Origin of the sequence: Acetobacter ascendens, assembly GCF_001766235.1 — a bacterium.
GTDB classification, from domain to species: domain Bacteria; phylum Pseudomonadota; class Alphaproteobacteria; order Acetobacterales; family Acetobacteraceae; genus Acetobacter; species Acetobacter ascendens.
Genome location: NZ_CP015164.1, coordinates 520,414 through 537,616, shown reverse-complemented (window position 1 = coordinate 537,616; position 17,203 = coordinate 520,414). Strand labels below are relative to the sequence as shown.

At 53.4% G+C, this 17,203-nt stretch carries 16 protein-coding genes; all 16 read right to left on the bottom strand.

The genetic code is table 11. The features are described from left to right. Entirely contained in the window at positions 1 to 411 is a 411-nt protein-coding gene (rplV, locus tag A4S02_RS02625) for a 50S ribosomal protein L22 (protein WP_003622713.1), read from the bottom strand. Positions 412 to 417: 6 nt separating this feature from the next. Further along, positions 418 to 696, bottom strand: coding sequence for a 30S ribosomal protein S19 (rpsS, locus tag A4S02_RS02620; protein ID WP_012812769.1), 279 nt, complete (start codon positions 694 to 696; stop codon positions 418 to 420). 13 nt (positions 697 to 709) lie between these two features. Beyond that, on the bottom strand, positions 710 to 1,540 hold the full coding sequence (rplB, locus tag A4S02_RS02615; protein WP_070322867.1) for a 50S ribosomal protein L2: 831 nt from the start codon (positions 1,538 to 1,540) through the stop codon (positions 710 to 712). Between the two features lie 16 nt (positions 1,541 to 1,556). Then, positions 1,557 to 1,892 (bottom strand): 50S ribosomal protein L23, encoded by a 336-nt coding sequence (locus A4S02_RS02610; RefSeq protein WP_019090048.1) that lies wholly within the window; start codon positions 1,890 to 1,892, stop codon positions 1,557 to 1,559. Then, positions 1,889 to 2,503: a 50S ribosomal protein L4 gene (rplD, locus tag A4S02_RS02605; protein WP_019090047.1), complete on the bottom strand. Its 615-nt coding sequence runs from the start codon at positions 2,501 to 2,503 to the stop codon at positions 1,889 to 1,891. Before rplD ends, A4S02_RS02610 begins: the two co-directional genes overlap by 4 nt. Positions 2,504 to 2,507: 4 nt before the next feature. After that, positions 2,508 to 3,191: a 50S ribosomal protein L3 gene (gene rplC / locus A4S02_RS02600; protein ID WP_003622704.1), complete on the bottom strand. Its 684-nt coding sequence runs from the start codon at positions 3,189 to 3,191 to the stop codon at positions 2,508 to 2,510. Between the two features lie 10 nt (positions 3,192 to 3,201). Next, positions 3,202 to 3,510, bottom strand: a complete 309-nt coding sequence (rpsJ, locus tag A4S02_RS02595) for a 30S ribosomal protein S10 (RefSeq protein WP_070322866.1) — start codon at positions 3,508 to 3,510, stop codon at positions 3,202 to 3,204. Positions 3,511 to 3,617: 107 nt separating this feature from the next. Then, a complete protein-coding gene (tuf, locus tag A4S02_RS02590) occupies positions 3,618 to 4,808 on the bottom strand; it encodes an elongation factor Tu (protein ID WP_019090046.1) in 1,191 nt (396 codons plus the stop codon). Positions 4,809 to 4,898: 90 nt separating this feature from the next. Further along, positions 4,899 to 5,375, bottom strand: a complete 477-nt coding sequence (gene rpsG, locus A4S02_RS02585; RefSeq protein ID WP_006116053.1) for a 30S ribosomal protein S7 — start codon at positions 5,373 to 5,375, stop codon at positions 4,899 to 4,901. A 14-nt stretch (positions 5,376 to 5,389) separates the two neighbouring features. Beyond that, positions 5,390 to 5,761 carry a 30S ribosomal protein S12 gene (rpsL, locus tag A4S02_RS02580; protein WP_070322865.1) on the bottom strand — a complete coding sequence of 124 codons (372 nt, stop codon included), beginning with the start codon at positions 5,759 to 5,761 and terminating at the stop codon, positions 5,390 to 5,392. A gap of 338 nt (positions 5,762 to 6,099) precedes the next feature. Further along, on the bottom strand, positions 6,100 to 10,275 hold the full coding sequence (gene rpoC / locus A4S02_RS02575) for a DNA-directed RNA polymerase subunit beta' (RefSeq protein WP_019090044.1): 4,176 nt from the start codon (positions 10,273 to 10,275) through the stop codon (positions 6,100 to 6,102). 93 nt (positions 10,276 to 10,368) lie between these two features. Then, positions 10,369 to 14,541: a DNA-directed RNA polymerase subunit beta gene (rpoB, locus tag A4S02_RS02570; RefSeq protein WP_070322864.1), complete on the bottom strand. Its 4,173-nt coding sequence runs from the start codon at positions 14,539 to 14,541 to the stop codon at positions 10,369 to 10,371. Between the two features lie 218 nt (positions 14,542 to 14,759). Next, entirely contained in the window at positions 14,760 to 15,137 is a 378-nt protein-coding gene (gene rplL / locus A4S02_RS02565) for a 50S ribosomal protein L7/L12 (RefSeq protein ID WP_070322863.1), read from the bottom strand. 100 nt (positions 15,138 to 15,237) lie between these two features. Next, the gene (gene rplJ / locus A4S02_RS02560; protein ID WP_019090040.1) at positions 15,238 to 15,756 is read right to left on the bottom strand and encodes a 50S ribosomal protein L10; all 519 of its coding nucleotides are present in this window, start codon (positions 15,754 to 15,756) and stop codon (positions 15,238 to 15,240) included. Positions 15,757 to 16,035: 279 nt separating this feature from the next. Further along, positions 16,036 to 16,728 carry a 50S ribosomal protein L1 gene (rplA, locus tag A4S02_RS02555; RefSeq protein ID WP_070322862.1) on the bottom strand — a complete coding sequence of 231 codons (693 nt, stop codon included), beginning with the start codon at positions 16,726 to 16,728 and terminating at the stop codon, positions 16,036 to 16,038. Positions 16,729 to 16,734: 6 nt separating this feature from the next. Next, positions 16,735 to 17,169, bottom strand: a complete 435-nt coding sequence (gene rplK, locus A4S02_RS02550; RefSeq protein WP_019090038.1) for a 50S ribosomal protein L11 — start codon at positions 17,167 to 17,169, stop codon at positions 16,735 to 16,737. Positions 17,170 to 17,203 lie beyond the last annotated feature (34 nt).

Sequence of the window (17,203 nt, the reverse complement as noted above, 5' to 3'; positions counted from 1 at the left end):
TCAGGCCGCCTTCTGTTCGGAAGAAGCTGCTTCAGGCTCAGCAGCCCGTTCAGCTACAACAATCTTCAGGTGACTGAAAAACTTTTCAACGCGAGCAGAACGCCCACGGCCACGGGCATGAAAACGCCGCATAACAATGGATTTTCCAACTTCAGCTGTTTTCACCACCAGCTGGTCAACGTCCAGCTGGTGATTGTTTTCAGCGTTAGCGATTGCGCTTTCCAGCGTCTTTTTCACTTCCTGAGCGATACGGCGCTTAGAGAACGTCAACGTTGCAACTGCCTGAGAAGCAGGCTTGTTGCGGATCAGGCCGGCCACAAGGTTCAGCTTGCGGGGGCTAACCCGGATGTTGCGCGTAACTGCCTGCGCTTCTGTTTCCGCGAGTGTGCGCGGATGCTTCGGCTTGCTCATCTCTGCTTAGCCCCGCTTAGACTTCTTGTCAGCGCCATGCCCGTGGAATGTACGGGTCGGGGAAAATTCGCCGAACTTATGTCCGACCATGTTTTCCGTAACCTGTACGGGCAGAAACTTCTGACCGTTATAAACACCGAACGTCAGACCGACGAACTGCGGAAGAATTGTAGAACGACGTGACCAGATTTTGATCACTTCGTTACGACCCGACGCGCGGGATACCTCAGCTTTATTCAGCAGATACCCGTCGACGAACGGGCCTTTCCAGACGGAACGTGCCATCTTATATTGCCCCTTACTTGCCGGTCTTTCGACGACGGATAATCAGACTGTCCGTCCGCTTGTTGACCCGAGTTTTGTACCCTTTGGTTGGCTTGCCCCACGGCGTAACCGGATGACGGCCACCAGATGTACGGCCTTCACCACCACCATGCGGATGATCAACTGGGTTCATCACCACACCACGGTTATGAGGACGACGACCCAACCAACGGGAACGCCCTGCCTTACCCATATGCTGGTTCATGTTATCCGGATTGGACACAGCACCAACGGTAGCCATGCACTCACCACGAACAACACGCAGCTCACCAGACTGCAGCTTAATCTGGGCGTAGCCGGAATCCTTACCAACGAGCTGGGCATATGTGCCTGCAGAACGTGCTAGCTTACCGCCTGCACCCTGTTTCAGCTCGATGTTATGGATGATCGTTCCCACCGGGATGGAAGCCAGTGGCATAGCATTACCAGGCTTAATATCCACACGTGCACCAGCGATGACATTGTCACCAACTTTCAGGCGCTGCGGAGCCAGGATATATGCAAGCTCACCATCTTCGTACTTCACCAGCGCAATAAACGCGGTGCGGTTCGGATCATATTCCAGACGTTCTACCGTACCCAGAACATCAAACTTACGACGTTTGAAGTCTGCATAACGGTAAGACTGCTTATGACCACCCCCACGGAAACGGGAAGTGATACGACCGTTATTATTACGACCGCCTGTCTTGTTTTTACCTTCGGTCAACTGTTTGACCGGCTTACCCTTCCAAAGGTCAGCACGATCAACCAGCACCGTACCACGCAAGCTTGGCGTGACAGGATTAAAGTGCTTCAGAGCCATGAATTTCTACCTTCGGTCACGCCAGCTTGGCGGTAAGATCAATGGACTGACCTTCCGCAAGCTGAACGAACGCCTTCTTCACGTCAGAACGCTGCCCAACACGCCCTTTAAAGCGCTTGGTTTTTCCCTTCTGCACCAAAGTGTTGATACCAACAACCTTGACACCGAACAGCGTTTCCACCGCAACCTTGATTTCAGGCTTCGTAGCGGACATAGCCACTTTGAAAACAACCTGATTCTTTTCAGAAAGCGCCGTAGCTTTTTCCGTGATCACAGGTGTACGCACGATGTCGTACATTGCTTCACGGGAAAGACGCTCGGCTTTCTTGCGAATGGCAAGAATGTTCGTCATGCCAGGCGCTCCTTCAGTCCTTCAAGGCCGGCCTGCGTAATAGCAAGCACCTCGTGGTTCAGAATGTCGTAAACATTCGCACCAATGGTCGGCAGAATGTCGATCTTGGGCAGGTTACGGGCGGCACGACCGAAGTTCTCGTCCACAGCAGCATCCACGATCAGTGCAGATGTCCAACCCAGAGACTTCAGCTTCGTTGCCAGTTCGCTGGTTTTATCAACGCCAGAAGCAGACTGCAGCACAATCAGCTTGCCGTCTTTTGCCTTCTGAGAAAGCGCGGAGATCAGGCCAAGGCGACGCACTTTTTTCGGCAGGTCGTAGCCGTGATCACGCACGACTGGACCATGCACTGCCCCACCGGTACGATACTGCGGCGCACGCAAGGAACCCTGACGGGCGCTACCCGTGCCTTTCTGGCGATACGGCTTTTTGGTGGTGCCGGACACTTCGCCCATGCCCTTCACCTTGTGCGTGCCAGCACGGCGCTTTGCCAGCTGCCAGTGCACAACACGAGCCATGATATCTGCACGCGGTGCTACGGCGAAAATTTCGTCCGGAAGTGTTGCAGAACCAGCGCTGCTGTTGTCTAGCGTCTTGATTTCGATTTCCATGACCTCAGCCCTCCGCCTTCACGAGGCCGGCCGGATAAGGCGCGTCACCATGGCGGGCTTTTTTAATGGCGTCACGGATCAGAACAACACCGTTCTTCGCTCCTGGCACGGAGCCACGAACCATGATCAGATTCTTTTCCGGATCGACCGCTGCGATTTCCAGATTCAAGGTGGTCACGCGTTCATCACCGAGATGACCAGCCATCTTCTTGTTCTTAAAGGTCTTGCCGGGATCCTGGCGATTACCGGTCGAACCATGCGAACGGTGCGAAATAGACACACCATGCGTGGCTTCAAGACCAGCAAAATTCCAGCGCTTCATTGCGCCAGCAAATCCCTTACCTTTGCTCACACCTGTAACGTCAACCTTCTGGCCAACAACAAAGTGAGAAGCTGAAAGGGTAGCACCAACCTCAAGAGCGGCATCATCAGCTACACGAAATTCACGAAGAGCCTGCTTGGGCTCTACTTTCGTGCGAGCGAAATGCCCACGATTCGGCTTGGTTACATTTTTCACCTTGGCTTTACCCATACCCAACTGAACAGCTACGTAGCCATCCCGCTCCTGGTTACGGACATCAACCACCTGCACATCATCAACATGCAAGACGGTAACAGGCACATGCGTGCCATCTTCCTTGAACAGTCGGGACATACCCAACTTCTTTGCGATCAATCCGGTGCGCATCGTCTGGACCTTAGAGTTTGATCTCGACATCAACGCCAGCGGCGAGGTCGAGCTTCATGAGAGCGTCCACGGTCTGCGGAGTGGGCTCAACAATGTCGAGCAGACGGCGATGAGTTCGAATTTCGAACTGCTCGCGGCTCTTTTTATCAACGTGAGGAGAACGGTTAACCGTAAACCGTTCGATATGCGTAGGAAGCGGGATAGGACCCCGAACCCGCGCACCCGTACGCTTCGCCGTATTCACGATCTCTTTCGTGCTGTTGTCCAGCACCCGATGATCGTACGCTTTCAGGCGAATGTGGATGTTCTGGTTGTCCATTTGTTTTTTAGTCCAACACTTTACTTATCCGGGGAATCCCGGCCGCCAAGTAAGACCCCGACCAAAATCAATCGGTCGGGGCCACTTAGGCTCATATCCTCTATCGATTACTCGATAATGGAGGAAACAACGCCAGCACCAACCGTGCGGCCACCTTCGCGAATAGCGAAACGCAGACCTTCATCCATGGCGATCGGAGCAATCAGCTCGACTTCCATAGCGCAGTTGTCGCCCGGCATCACCATTTCGGTACCTTCCGGCAGGTGCACAACACCCGTCACGTCAGTCGTACGGAAGTAGAACTGCGGACGATAGTTCGTGAAGAATGGTGTATGACGACCACCTTCTTCCTTCGTCAGGATGTAAGCTTCTGCCTTGAACTTCTTATGCGGCGTGATGGAACCTGGCTTTGCCAGAACCTGACCACGCTCCACATCTTCACGCTTCGTGCCACGCAGCAGAGCACCGATGTTGTCACCAGCTTCACCGCGGTCAAGCAGCTTACGGAACATTTCAACGCCGGTTACGGTTGTCTTCGTGGTCGGCTTCAGACCAACGATTTCAATTTCGTCACCAACATTGATCACGCCGCGTTCTACACGACCCGTTACCACGGTGCCACGACCAGAGATGGAGAACACATCTTCGATCGGCATCAGGAACGGACGGTCAACCGGACGCTCCGGCTGCGGGATGTAGGAGTCAACAGCGTCCATCAGATCACGAACGCGGTCTGCACCAATTTCCGGATCACCATCTTCCAGAGTTACCAGAGCGGAACCCTTGATGATCGGCACATCGTCGCCTGGGAACTGGTAGGAAGACAGAAGTTCACGCACTTCCATTTCAACCAATTCAAGCAGTTCTGGATCGTCAACCTGGTCAACCTTGTTCAGGAAGACAACCAGAGCAGGCACACCAACCTGACGAGCAAGCAGGATGTGCTCGCGGGTCTGCGGCATCGGACCGTCAGCTGCGGACACAACCAGAATAGCGCCGTCCATCTGCGCTGCACCCGTGATCATGTTTTTCACGTAGTCAGCATGTCCGGGGCAGTCAACGTGCGCGTAGTGACGCTTGTCGGTTTCATATTCCACGTGAGCCGTGGAAATGGTGATGCCGCGAGCGCGTTCTTCCGGAGCAGCGTCGATCTGGTCATACGCTTTAAATTCAGCGCCACCCTTAGCAGCAAGCGTCTTGGTGATCGCAGCCGTCAGAGAGGTCTTACCATGGTCAACGTGACCAATGGTGCCGATGTTGCAGTGCGGTTTATTCCGCTCAAATTTAGCCTTAGCCATTTTTTACTCCATGCCCCAAAAACCATTCGGGATGCAGTTGTTATAAGCCCTGCAAACTCACTGCAAGAGGAAATGCAGCAGCTTCTTTCATTACCAGCGATAGTGGCTGAATGCTTTGTTAGCTTCCGCCATACGGTGGGTGTCTTCCCGCTTCTTCACTGCTGCGCCACGATTGTTGACGGCATCCAGAAGCTCATTGGAAAGCCGATCCTGCATGGTGTTTTCGCCACGCTTGCGCGCAGCATCAATCACCCAACGGATCGCCAACGCCTGACGGCGGTCTGCGCGAACTTCAACCGGCACCTGGTAGGTTGCACCACCAACACGGCGAGAACGCACCTCAACAGCCGGCTTTACGTTATCCAGCGCACTGTGGAACAGAACCACTGCATCCGCACCGTTACCGCTACGACGCACCATGGCATCCAGCGCTCCGTATACGATTCTTTCTGCAGCAGACTTCTTACCATCGTACATCAGCGCGTTCATGAAACGCGTGACAACGATATCTCCGAATTTCGGATCGGGAAGGATCTCGCGCTTTACTGCGCGATGACGGCGACTCATACCTGTTCTTCCTCTTATTGCGGACGCTTGGCGCCATACAGCGAACGACGCTGACGCCGCTTGGCAATACCCTGCGTATCCAGAACACCACGAAGGATGTGATAACGCACACCCGGCAAATCCTTCACACGACCGCCGCGGATCAGCACAACACTATGCTCCTGAAGGTTATGACCTTCACCTGGAATATAGCTGACCACCTCATAACCGTTCGTCAGACGCACCTTAGCGACTTTACGCAGTGCGGAGTTCGGCTTTTTTGGCGTCGTGGTATAAACACGGGTACAAACACCGCGCTTTTGGGGGCATCCTTGCAGCGCGGGCACCTTGTTGTGCTTGACCGCAGGCTTGCGCCCCTTGGCAATGAGCTGGTTGATGGTCGACATGCGCCTTTCCCGATCCTTACACAGTTCGGCCGACCGCCATTATTTCTGACTGCCGACTTTCATTAAAAAAGATCCCATCAGGCATTTGCCTGTATGGGGCTATGTTGGCATCCGGCCCCGCTTCCACCCCGGAAGCCAACCGCATGCTAGACTCACACAGAAAACCTAATTGCTCTTTCTATCCACAGGGATATCCAGAGCTGAGGGCTGCTACCTAACCCTCCCCCCGCTGGGAGTCAAGTTTTACCCTGCGATTCTTAAAGAATTGCATGTGCTGTACATGAAAAAAGGACCAGGGTTTCCCCTGATCCTTCCTTCATGAAGCATATTTGCAACGTTTATTCGGCCGCGGAACGCCCAACACGTTGGCGATCCTGCTCTGCCGCAATGGCCCGCAGACGCTTCATAACACTGCCCGTACCTGCTGGGATCAGACGCCCAACAATCACGTTTTCCTTCAGGCCCATCAGCTTATCCACTTTCCCTGCCGTAGCAGCTTCTGTGAGCACACGTGTGGTTTCCTGGAACGATGCCGCAGAGATGAAGGATTGTGTCTGCAGAGAGGCCTTAGTGATACCTTGCAGCACCGGCATACCCTGGGCTGGTCGCTCACCTGCTTTGATGCTCTTGGCATTTTCAGCCTCAAACTCAATACGGTCAACGGTTTCGCCAATCAGATACGTCGTGTCACCCGGCTCCAGAATTTCGACCTTCTGAAGCATCTGGCGCACAATAACTTCAATATGCTTATCGTTAATCTTCACACCTTGAAGACGATACACATCCTGAATTTCGTTGATCAGGTAATCGGACAGAGCTTCTACACCCATCACCTTCAGGATATCGTGGGGCACCCGCGGACCATCGACCAGCGGATCACCTTTTTCCACGAAGTCACCTTCCTGAACGGAAATGTGCTTGCCTTTCGGGATTAGGTATTCCTGTTCCTCACCCGTTTCATCGTTTTTCACGATAACACGGCGCTTGGACTTGTAATCCTTCCCGAATTCAACGCGACCTTCCATTTCCGCGATAATCGCATGGTCTTTTGGCCGACGTGCTTCAAACAGTTCAGCTACGCGCGGCAGACCACCCGTAATATCACGGGTTTTGGACCCTTCACGCGGCAGACGGGCCAAAACGTCACCGGCATTCACTTCCGTGCCGTTTTCAACGGACAGAAGCGTTTCGGGGGAGAGGAAGTAACGGGCATCTGCACCATTATCCAGCTTCACCACATCACCGTTGGCAGCTTTAAGCTGCAGACGTGGACGCAGATCCACACCCTTACCTGCCTGCTTATAGTCAACCACCACCTTGGATGTCAGGCCTGTCACTTCATCCATACGCTCAACAAGCGTAATGGAGTCAATCAGATCCAGGTATTCAACCTTACCAGCTTTTTCCGTGATGATCGGAAGGGTGTACGGATCCCACTCAGCCAGCTTCTGACCGCGTGCAACCTTTGCACCCTCTTCTGTCAGCAGGCGTGCACCATACGGCACACGGTAACGGGCTTTTTCTACCCCGTTTTCATCAGACAGCAGAATTTCACAATTACGTGCCATCACAATCGGCACGTTCTGACTGTTGTGAACAACGTTGCGGTTACGGATCACAACCTGGCCATCACGAGAGGCTTCGATCATGGACTGTTCCGCACCACGCTGCGCCGCGCCACCAATATGGAAGGTACGCATTGTCAGCTGTGTGCCGGGCTCACCAATGGACTGAGCGGCGATAACACCCACAGCTTCACCGATGTTTACCGGTGTGCCGCGCGCAAGATCACGCCCATAGCAATGGCCGCATACACCAACGCGGCTATCACAGGTCAGCACAGAACGGATATGAACCGTTTCCACACCGGATTTTTCAATCCGTTCCGCATCAGCTTCATCAATCAGATGATTGCGTGGAACGATCACTTCGCTGGTGCCTGGAGCCACTACATCGGAAGCAACAGTACGGCCCAAGATACGTTCGGATAGAGAAGCGACAACTTCACCACCATCCATAACTGCGCGCACCGTCAGACCACGTTCACTGCCGCAATCTTCTTCAATAATGATGCTGTCCTGCGCCACGTCCACCAGACGACGGGTAAGATACCCGGAGTTAGCGGTTTTCAGCGCGGTATCAGCCAAGCCTTTACGTGCACCATGGGTAGAGGTGAAGTAATCGAGAACCGACAGACCTTCTTTAAAGTTGGCGATAATCGGCTGTTCAATAATTTCACCAGATGGCTTGGCCATCAGACCACGCATACCGGCCAGCTGCTTCATCTGAGCCGGCGACCCACGAGCCCCGGAGTGGCTCATCATCCACACGGAGTTGATCTGCTTGCCAACTTCCTGACGAGAAATTTCTTTGGTCATGGCCGCCTGCACTTCATCCGTGCAACGTGACCATGCGTCCACCACCTTATTGTAGCGTTCGCCAGCCGTGATCAGACCATCCTGATACTGCTGTTCAAACTCTTTTACTTCGGCAGCCGTGCGATCAACCAATTCTTTCTTTTCGGGCGGGATGATCATGTCATCCTTACCGAAGGAAATACCGGCCTTAGCAGCGTGGCGGAAACCCAGAGCCATCAGACGATCACAGAAGATAACAGCTTCTTTCTGACCACAATGACGGTACACCGTATCAATAACGTCAGACACAGCCTTTTTGGTAAGCTGACGGTTGATAAGGGAGAACGGCACAGCTTCATGCTGCGGCAGGATCTGCGCAATCAGCACACGACCAGGCGTGGTCACGGCTGTTTCGTAAGTAACCTTGCCATCTGCACCGACCTTCTGGAAGCGTGCACGAATTTTATCATGCAGCTTCAGCGCACCGGCGCTCAGTGCGTATTCCACTTCGCCGATAGAAGAGAAAGACGGCGCACCTTCTTTGGTCAGAGCACCTGTTGTCTCGTCATATTCACAACGATCCGGCGTAACCTTGAATTCAGGTGTTTCGAGGCTGAGGTAATACAGCCCCAGAACGATATCCTGAGAAGGCACGATAATCGGCTTACCATTTGCCGGGCTGAGGATGTTGTTGGTGGACATCATCAACACACGTGCTTCAAGCTGGGCCTCAAGGCTCAGCGGCACGTGCACGGCCATCTGGTCACCGTCAAAGTCTGCGTTAAACGCGGTGCAGACCAGCGGATGCAGTTGAATAGCTTTACCTTCAACCAGCACCGGTTCAAACGCCTGAATACCCAGACGATGCAGCGTAGGCGCACGGTTAAGCATAACCGGGTGTTCACGGATAACTTCTTCAAGAATATCCCAAACTTCCGGACGCTCTTTTTCCACCATCCGCTTTGCTGCTTTAATGGTGGTCGCGTGCCCGTATTTTTCCAGCTTGGCGTAGATGAACGGCTTAAACAGTTCCAATGCCATCTTCTTGGGAAGACCGCACTGGTGCAGCTTAAGTTCTGGACCCACCACAATAACGGAACGACCAGAATAATCGACGCGCTTACCCAGCAGGTTCTGACGGAAACGCCCCTGCTTACCTTTAAGCATATCGGACAGGGATTTCAGCGGACGCTTGTTAGCACCCGTGATCGCACGGCCACGACGCCCGTTATCAAACAGCGCATCCACAGCTTCCTGCAGCATACGCTTTTCATTACGCACGATAATATCGGGCGCACGCAACTCCATCAGGCGCTTCAGACGGTTATTACGGTTAATAACGCGACGATACAGATCGTTCAGATCAGACGTTGCAAAGCGACCACCATCCAACGGCACCAGCGGACGCAAATCCGGCGGAATAACCGGGACCAGATCCAGAATCATCCATTCTGGGCGGGAGCCACTTTCTGCAAACGCTTCAATCAGCTTCAGACGCTTAACCAGCTTCTTGCGCTTGGCTTCTGAAGTTGTTTCCTTGAGTTCCTGGCGCAGCTCTACCTTTTCGGCGTCGCAGTCAATACGCTCCAGAACCTTTTTAATGGCTTCTGCACCGATACCGACTTCAACACCTTCATCGCCATATTCATCCATGGCATCAAGGTATTGTTCTTCCGTCAGCAAGGAATACTGCTTTAGCGGAGACGTGCCAGGTTCCAGAACCAGGTAGCTTTCAAAATAAAGCACCTTTTCCAGATCTTTCAGCGTCATATCAACCATCAGGCCGATACGGCTGGGCAGAGACTTCAGGAACCAGATATGGGCAACGGGGCTGGCAAGCTGAATATGGCCCATGCGTTCACGACGCACCTTGGCCAGCGTAACTTCAACACCGCACTTTTCGCAGATAATACCGCGGAATTTCATCCGCTTGTATTTACCGCAAAGACATTCATAGTCCTTGATCGGACCAAAAATACGCGCACAGAACAGACCATCCCGTTCTGGCTTGAACGTACGATAGTTGATGGTCTCGGGCTTCTTGATTTCGCCATAAGACCAGGAACGGATCTGTTCGGGCGATGCCAGTTGAATCTTAATCTGATCAAATGTCATCGCCTGGCCGGTCTGGCCAAGAATTTTCATGAGCTCATTCATGTGCCGAAGCCCCCAGCGGGAAACGGGGAGCCGAGGTTTCTACCCCGACCTCCCCTTTGAAATAAGAACGGATGGTGGTGGCGAAATTCACCGTCACTCGGCCCCCTGCTCCAGTTCTACGTTCAGACCCAGAGACTTCAGCTCTTTGATCAGAACGTTAAAGCTTTCCGGAATACCGGCCTCAAAACCATCCTGCTCACGCACGATGGATTCATAAACTTTGGTTCGGCCAGAAACGTCATCCGACTTCACAGTCAGCATTTCCTGCAGAGTGTAAGCTGCGCCGTATGCTTCTAGCGCCCACACTTCCATTTCCCCAAAGCGCTGACCACCAAACTGCGCCTTACCACCCAGAGGCTGCTGTGTAACCAGCGAGTATGGGCCAATAGAGCGTGCATGAATCTTGTCATCAACAAGATGGTGCAGCTTGAGCATGTAGATGTAGCCAACAGTTGTTTTACGCTCGAACGGCTCACCCGTACGCCCGTCAATCAACTGAGACTGACCGGATTTATTCACACCAGCTTTTTCAAGCATGGCTTCAATATCCGGAATGGAAGCACCATCGAACACTGGCGTTGCAATCGGCACGCCTTTGCGCAGGTTATTGGCCAGTTCAACCAGCTCATCATTGCTCATGTTCGCAATGTCTTCGCTGTAAACCTTATCCCCATACACATCTTTCAGGCGGTCCAGCAGTTCCTGACGTTTTTCGCCATTACGCTGGTATTCATCCACCATATCGCCGATGCCACGGCCAATTTTGGCGCAGGCCCAACCCAGATGCGTTTCCAAAATCTGCCCCACGTTCATACGTGAAGGCACACCCAGTGGGTTCAGCACCAGATCAACCGCTGTGCCGTCTTCCAGGAATGGCATGTCTTCAACAGGAACAACGCGGGAAACCACACCCTTGTTACCATGACGACCGGCCATTTTATCCCCAGGCTGCAGCTTACGCTTAACAGCCACAAAGACCTTGACCATCTTCATCACGCCAGGCGGCAGTTCATCACCACGCTGCAGCTTTTCAACCTTGCTTTCAAAACGTGCCTGAATGCGAGCAATAGCCGCATCAAATTCACGCCGCAGGGTTTCCAGCTCTGCCATAACGCTGTCAGAAGCAACAACGATCTGGCGCCACGTAGCACGCGGGTGTTCATCCAGAACAGCATCTGTGATCTCGGTTCCAGAGCGAATACCCTTGAACCCAGCTCCAGCAACCTGCCCCAGCAGTTTTTCACGCAGACGGCTATAGAAAGAACGTTCCTGAATAGCGCGTTCATCGTCACGGTCTTTAGCCAGACGTTCGATTTCCGCACGTTCAATAGCCATGGCGCGTTCGTCTTTATCCACACCACGACGAGAGAACACGCGCACATCTACAATTGTGCCAGACGTGCCAGGCGGTAGACGCAGAGACGTATCACGCACATCGGAGGCTTTTTCACCAAAGATAGCACGCAGAAGCTTTTCTTCTGGTGTCATCGGGCTTTCACCCTTTGGTGTCACCTTACCGATGAGAATATCACCCGGATTAACTTCGGCACCTACATAAACAATGCCGGCTTCATCCAAGTTCCGCAGGGCTTCTTCACCCACATTCGGAATATCACGCGTGATTTCTTCCTGACCCAGCTTGGTATCACGAGCCATAACTTCGAATTCCTCGATATGGATCGAGGTGAAAACGTCATCCTTGGCAATCCGTTCGGAAATCAGGATGGAGTCTTCGAAGTTGTAACCGTTCCAAGGCATAAACGCGACCAGCACGTTACGCCCCAGCGCCAATTCACCCAGCTCCGTGGAAGGACCATCGGCAATAATATCGCCAGCCCGCACATTGTCACCAACATGCACCAGAGGTCGCTGGTTGATACAGGTAGACTGGTTGGAACGGGAATACTTACGCAAACGGTAAATATCCACACCCTGCGTAGAGCCTGTTGCGTTTGTTGCACGCACCACGATACGGGCACCGTCAATCTGGTCAACAATACCATCACGCTTGGCGACGATTGTTGCACCGGAATCACGCGCCACAGCAGCTTCCATGCCTGTGCCAACCAGCGGTGCATCAGAACGCACCAGCGGCACAGCCTGACGCTGCATGTTGGAACCCATCAGTGCACGGTTCGCGTCATCGTTTTCCAGAAACGGAATCAGCGCTGCTGCAACAGACACCAACTGCTTGGGAGAAACGTCACACGCCGTTACTTCCGTTGGTGGAACCAGACGGAAATCACCGTTACGGCGCACGGAGATCAGATCGCTTGTCAGAGCACCCTGATCGTTCACCTTGGCATCGGCCTGCGCAACAACCAGCTTTTCCTCTTCCATAGCGGAGAGGTACTTCCAGCCATCCTGCAGCACGCCGTCCTTCACCAGGCGGTAAGGCGTTTCAATAAAGCCATATTTGTTGACTTTGGCATAGGTTGCCAGAGAGTTGATCAGACCAATGTTCGGGCCTTCCGGCGTTTCAATTGGGCAGATACGGCCATAATGCGTTGGGTGAACGTCACGCACTTCAAAGCCTGCGCGCTCACGGGTAAGACCACCCGGGCCAAGCGCTGATAGACGACGCTTGTGCGTGACTTCAGACAGCGGATTGGTTTGATCCATAAACTGGCTGAGCTGGGAAGAACCGAAGAACTCACGCACAGCAGCGGCAGCAGGTTTGGCGTTGATCAGATCATGCGGCATGACCGTATCAATATCCACAGAACCCATGCGCTCACGGATGGCACGTTCCATACGCAGCAGGCCAATGCGGTACTGATTTTCCATCAGTTCACCAACCGAGCGAACACGGCGGTTACCAAGGTTATCAATATCGTCAATCTGGCCGCGACCATCTTTAAGGTCGCACAGTGTTTTAATGGTGCGCAGAATGTCTTCTTTACGCAGCACACGCACTGTATCTGGCACATCCATGTCCAGACGCATGTTCATCTTCACGCGACCAACGGCGGAAAGATCATAGCGGTCAGGATCAAAGAACAGGCCATTCAGCATGGCTTCGGCGGTTTCAGCCGTTGGCGGCTCACCGGGGCGCATCACGCGGTAGATATCAATCAGCGCTTCATCACGGCTGCTGTTTTTATCTACTGTGAGGGTATCACGGATCCACGGGCCGTTAGCTGCATCAATCGCCAGCAAAGGAAGTTCTGTAATGCCAGCTTCTTCCAAAGCAGCAAGGCGTGCCTCGGTGATTTCTTCACCTGCCTCACCATAGATTTCGCCAGTCTGCATATTGACGATATCATGAGCGATGTAGCGGCCAAGCAGATCGATCTCACCCACCAGCACTTCACGCGTTTTTTCCGCGATCTTGCGCACCATACGGGCCGTCAGCTTGGTTTCGGCTTCCGCCACCACTTCACCGGTTTCTGCATCCACCAGCGGCGCCAGCAGCTTAAGACCACGGAAAGAGTCCGCATCAAACAGACGGGCCCAGCCTTTGGCTGTTTTTATGAATGTGACAGCATTATAGAAATAAGAGAGGATTTCATTGGCATCCATCCCCTTGATTTCCATAGAGTCAACATCACCACCTTCCGCCGCCTTAGCTTTGCGTGCAGCTTCAGATGCTGCGCCTTCAAGCGCATACAGCAGCGTAGTGACAGGCAGCTTACGCTTACGGTCAATACGAACGTAAAGCAGATCTTTGGCGTCAAACTCAAAGTCTAGCCAAGAACCACGGTAAGGAATAACGCGTGCAGCAAACAGATATTTGCCGGAAGAATGCGTTTTACCTTTATCATGATCAAAGAACACACCGGGTGAACGGTGCATCTGGCTGACAATAACACGCTCTGTACCGTTTACGATAAAGGTGCCGTTGTCTGTCATGAGCGGCATATCGCCCATATAGACTGGCTGCTCCTTAATATCGCGAATGGAACGAGACCCCGTATCTTCGTCCACATCCCACACGATAAGGCGCAAAATAACCTTCAACGGTGCCGCATACGTCAGGCCACGCTGAATGCATTCTTCCACATCATATTTAGGCTCTTCAAATTCGTAACTGACGAATTCCAGACGCCCCCGCCCCGCAAAATCATTGATGGGGAAAACGGAACGGAATACCTCCTGCAAACCTGTTGGAGTACGCGCATCAGGCGATACATTCGCCTGAAGGAATGTCTCGTAAGACGCACGCTGCACGTCAATCAGGTTCGGCATCGGGGCGATTTCGGGAATCCGCCCGAAACTTTTGCGAATCCGCTTCCGTCCTGTGAACGATTTAGTGATTGCGTTCATCGTCGCTCCTGCCCCGCCCATTTATCTCGGACCATCATGCCCGTGGTCGTCCCGCGAGCCTGATGGTCCGACCTAATTTTGGTCTCAAGCCCATACCGGTTTTACCCGGCTCCTGTTTCAGATCAACCCGAAACAGGCAAACGGGCAGAGGCACAATGCCCCACCCGAAAACCTTTTTTCCCATTTCTCCGATGCCTTGCATCAGAAATTTGGCAAACTTACTTGACTTCGACGGTTGCCCCGGCGCCTTCAAGAGCCTTTTTGATCTTGTCAGCTTCGTCCTTGCTGACACCTTCTTTAACGGTCTTCGGTGCACCTTCAACCAGATCCTTGGCTTCTTTCAGACCCAGACCGGTGATGCCACGGATTTCCTTAATCACGTTGATCTTCTTGTCGCCAGCGCCAGCCAGAACAACCGTGAATTCGGTTTTTTCTTCAGCCGGAGCAGCAGCAGCACCAGGTGCAGCAGCAGCAACTGCTACAGGAGGAGCAGCAGCAGATACGCCCCATTTTTCTTCGAGCAGCTTGGAAAGTTCAGCAGCTTCAAGAACGGTCAGAGCGGACAGTTCGTCAACAAGCTTAGCAAGATCAGCCATAGTTTGACTTCCTAATATAGATACTGGTTAGCAGAACGCAACCTTCAAGCACGAAGGCAGCGCAAAATTCTTTAACATCCCCTCATATGAAGGAATGAAATCAGGCAGCTTCACCCGTTTTGGCATAGGCCCCAAAAACACGTGCAAGCTGGCCTGCCGGCGCCTGAGTAACGCTGGCGATACGCGTAGCTGGCGTGGAGATAAGACCCACGAGCTGCGCGCGCAGCGCATCAAGAGACGGCAGCTCGGCAAGAGCCTTGATTCCATCGGCGTCCAGCACCTGAGAACCAAGAGAACCACCAAGCAGCACAAGCTTGTCATTTGTTTTGGCGAACTCAACGACAGCCTTAGCCACAGCCACAGGGTCTTCAGACCACGCAAGCGCGGTCGGGCCTTGCAGCAGCGGCGCGATGCCGTTGAACTGGGTCCCATCCAGGGCGAGAGTTGCCAGCCGGTTTTTAGCGACCTTATAGTTCGCACCCGCTGCACGCACCTTACGCCGCAGTTCCGTCACAGCAGCCACAGTCAGCCCGTCATTACGGGTGACTACAACCATGGACGTCTGGGCGAAAACGGTGGCCAGAGAGGCGATAAAGGCCTTCTTTTCCGTACGGTTCAAATCCCGTCTCCGTCTTGTTCCATCAAGCTTGCGCCCAACAGAACGGGTTGCCCTTTAGGTTTCGCTATACATAACGAAACCCGCTCGCCTGTCCTTGAAACGGAATATCTGGCGTGCCGTAAATACGACCTGTAACCAGCATTCCCGTCTTACCGTTCGCCAACCCGAAGGCTGATTAAAACCGAAGTTGCGCACGGTCTCGGACAGGAAGAAGGAGCAGCCGTAACCACCCCTTCATGCACCACGCCAACCCGAAAGCTGGCGCAGCGTCATTCTTTCTCAACCAGCGAAGGCAGAGAGATCCAACTGAACGCCCGGGCCCATGGTGGAGGACAGAGCGCCCTTCTTCATGTAAGCACCTTTTGCGCCAGACGGACGGGCCTTCTGCACGGCATCAATAAATGCACGCACGTTTTCAGCCAGCTTATCTTCGCTGAAGGAAGCCTTGCCAACGCCAGCATGCACAATACCGCTCTTTTCAGCGCGATATTCAACCTGACCAGACTTAGCCGCTTCAACAGCGCCCTTTACGTTCATGGTCACGGTGCCCAGCTTGGGGTTCGGCATCAGCCCACGCGGGCCGAGGATCTTACCCAGACGACCCACAAGGGCCATCATGTCAGGCATAGCAATGCAGTGGTCGAAGTTGATTTCGCCAGCTTGCACTTTTTCCATCAGGTCTTCTGCACCCACGATGTCTGCACCAGCAGCCTGAGCTTCTTCAGCTTTCGGGCCACGTGCAAACACGGCAACGCGCAGGGTTTTGCCCGTGCCATTCGGCAGGGAAACAAAGCCACGAACCATCTGGTCTGCATGACGTGGGTCAATACCCAGGTTCAGTGCAATTTCAACGGTTTCGTCAAACTTGGCTGTTGCATTGCCTTTTACCAGCGCAACAGCTTCATCAACACCGTAAACTTTACCAGCTTCAACCTTGGCACGCGCAGCGGCGAGACGCTTGTTCTTTGCCATGATAGATTAGCCCTCCACCACATCGATGCCCATGGAGCGGGCAGAGCCGACCAGCATGCGCACTGCGCCATCCAGATCGTTTGCGTTCATGTCCTGCTGTTTCTGTTCAGCAATTTCACGAAGCTGGCTCATGGTCACTTTACCAACGCTGCCACCCTTACCAACTGTCTGGCTGCCCTTAGAAATCTTGGCGGCCTTCAGCAGGAAGTAAGTGTTCGGCGGGGTTTTGGTGATGAAGCTGAACGTACGGTCTGCATATGCGGTGATAACCACCGGAATCGGCATACCCGGCTCAAGACCCTGGGTCTTGGCGTTAAATGCCTTACAGAATTCCATGATGTTCAGACCGCGCTGACCCAGTGCCGGACCAACCGGCGGGGAAGGATTAGCCTTACCAGCGGGGATCTGAAGTTTGATGTAGCCAACAACTTTTTTGGCCATATCCGGGACTCCTCAAAATGAACCCGGACCGCGG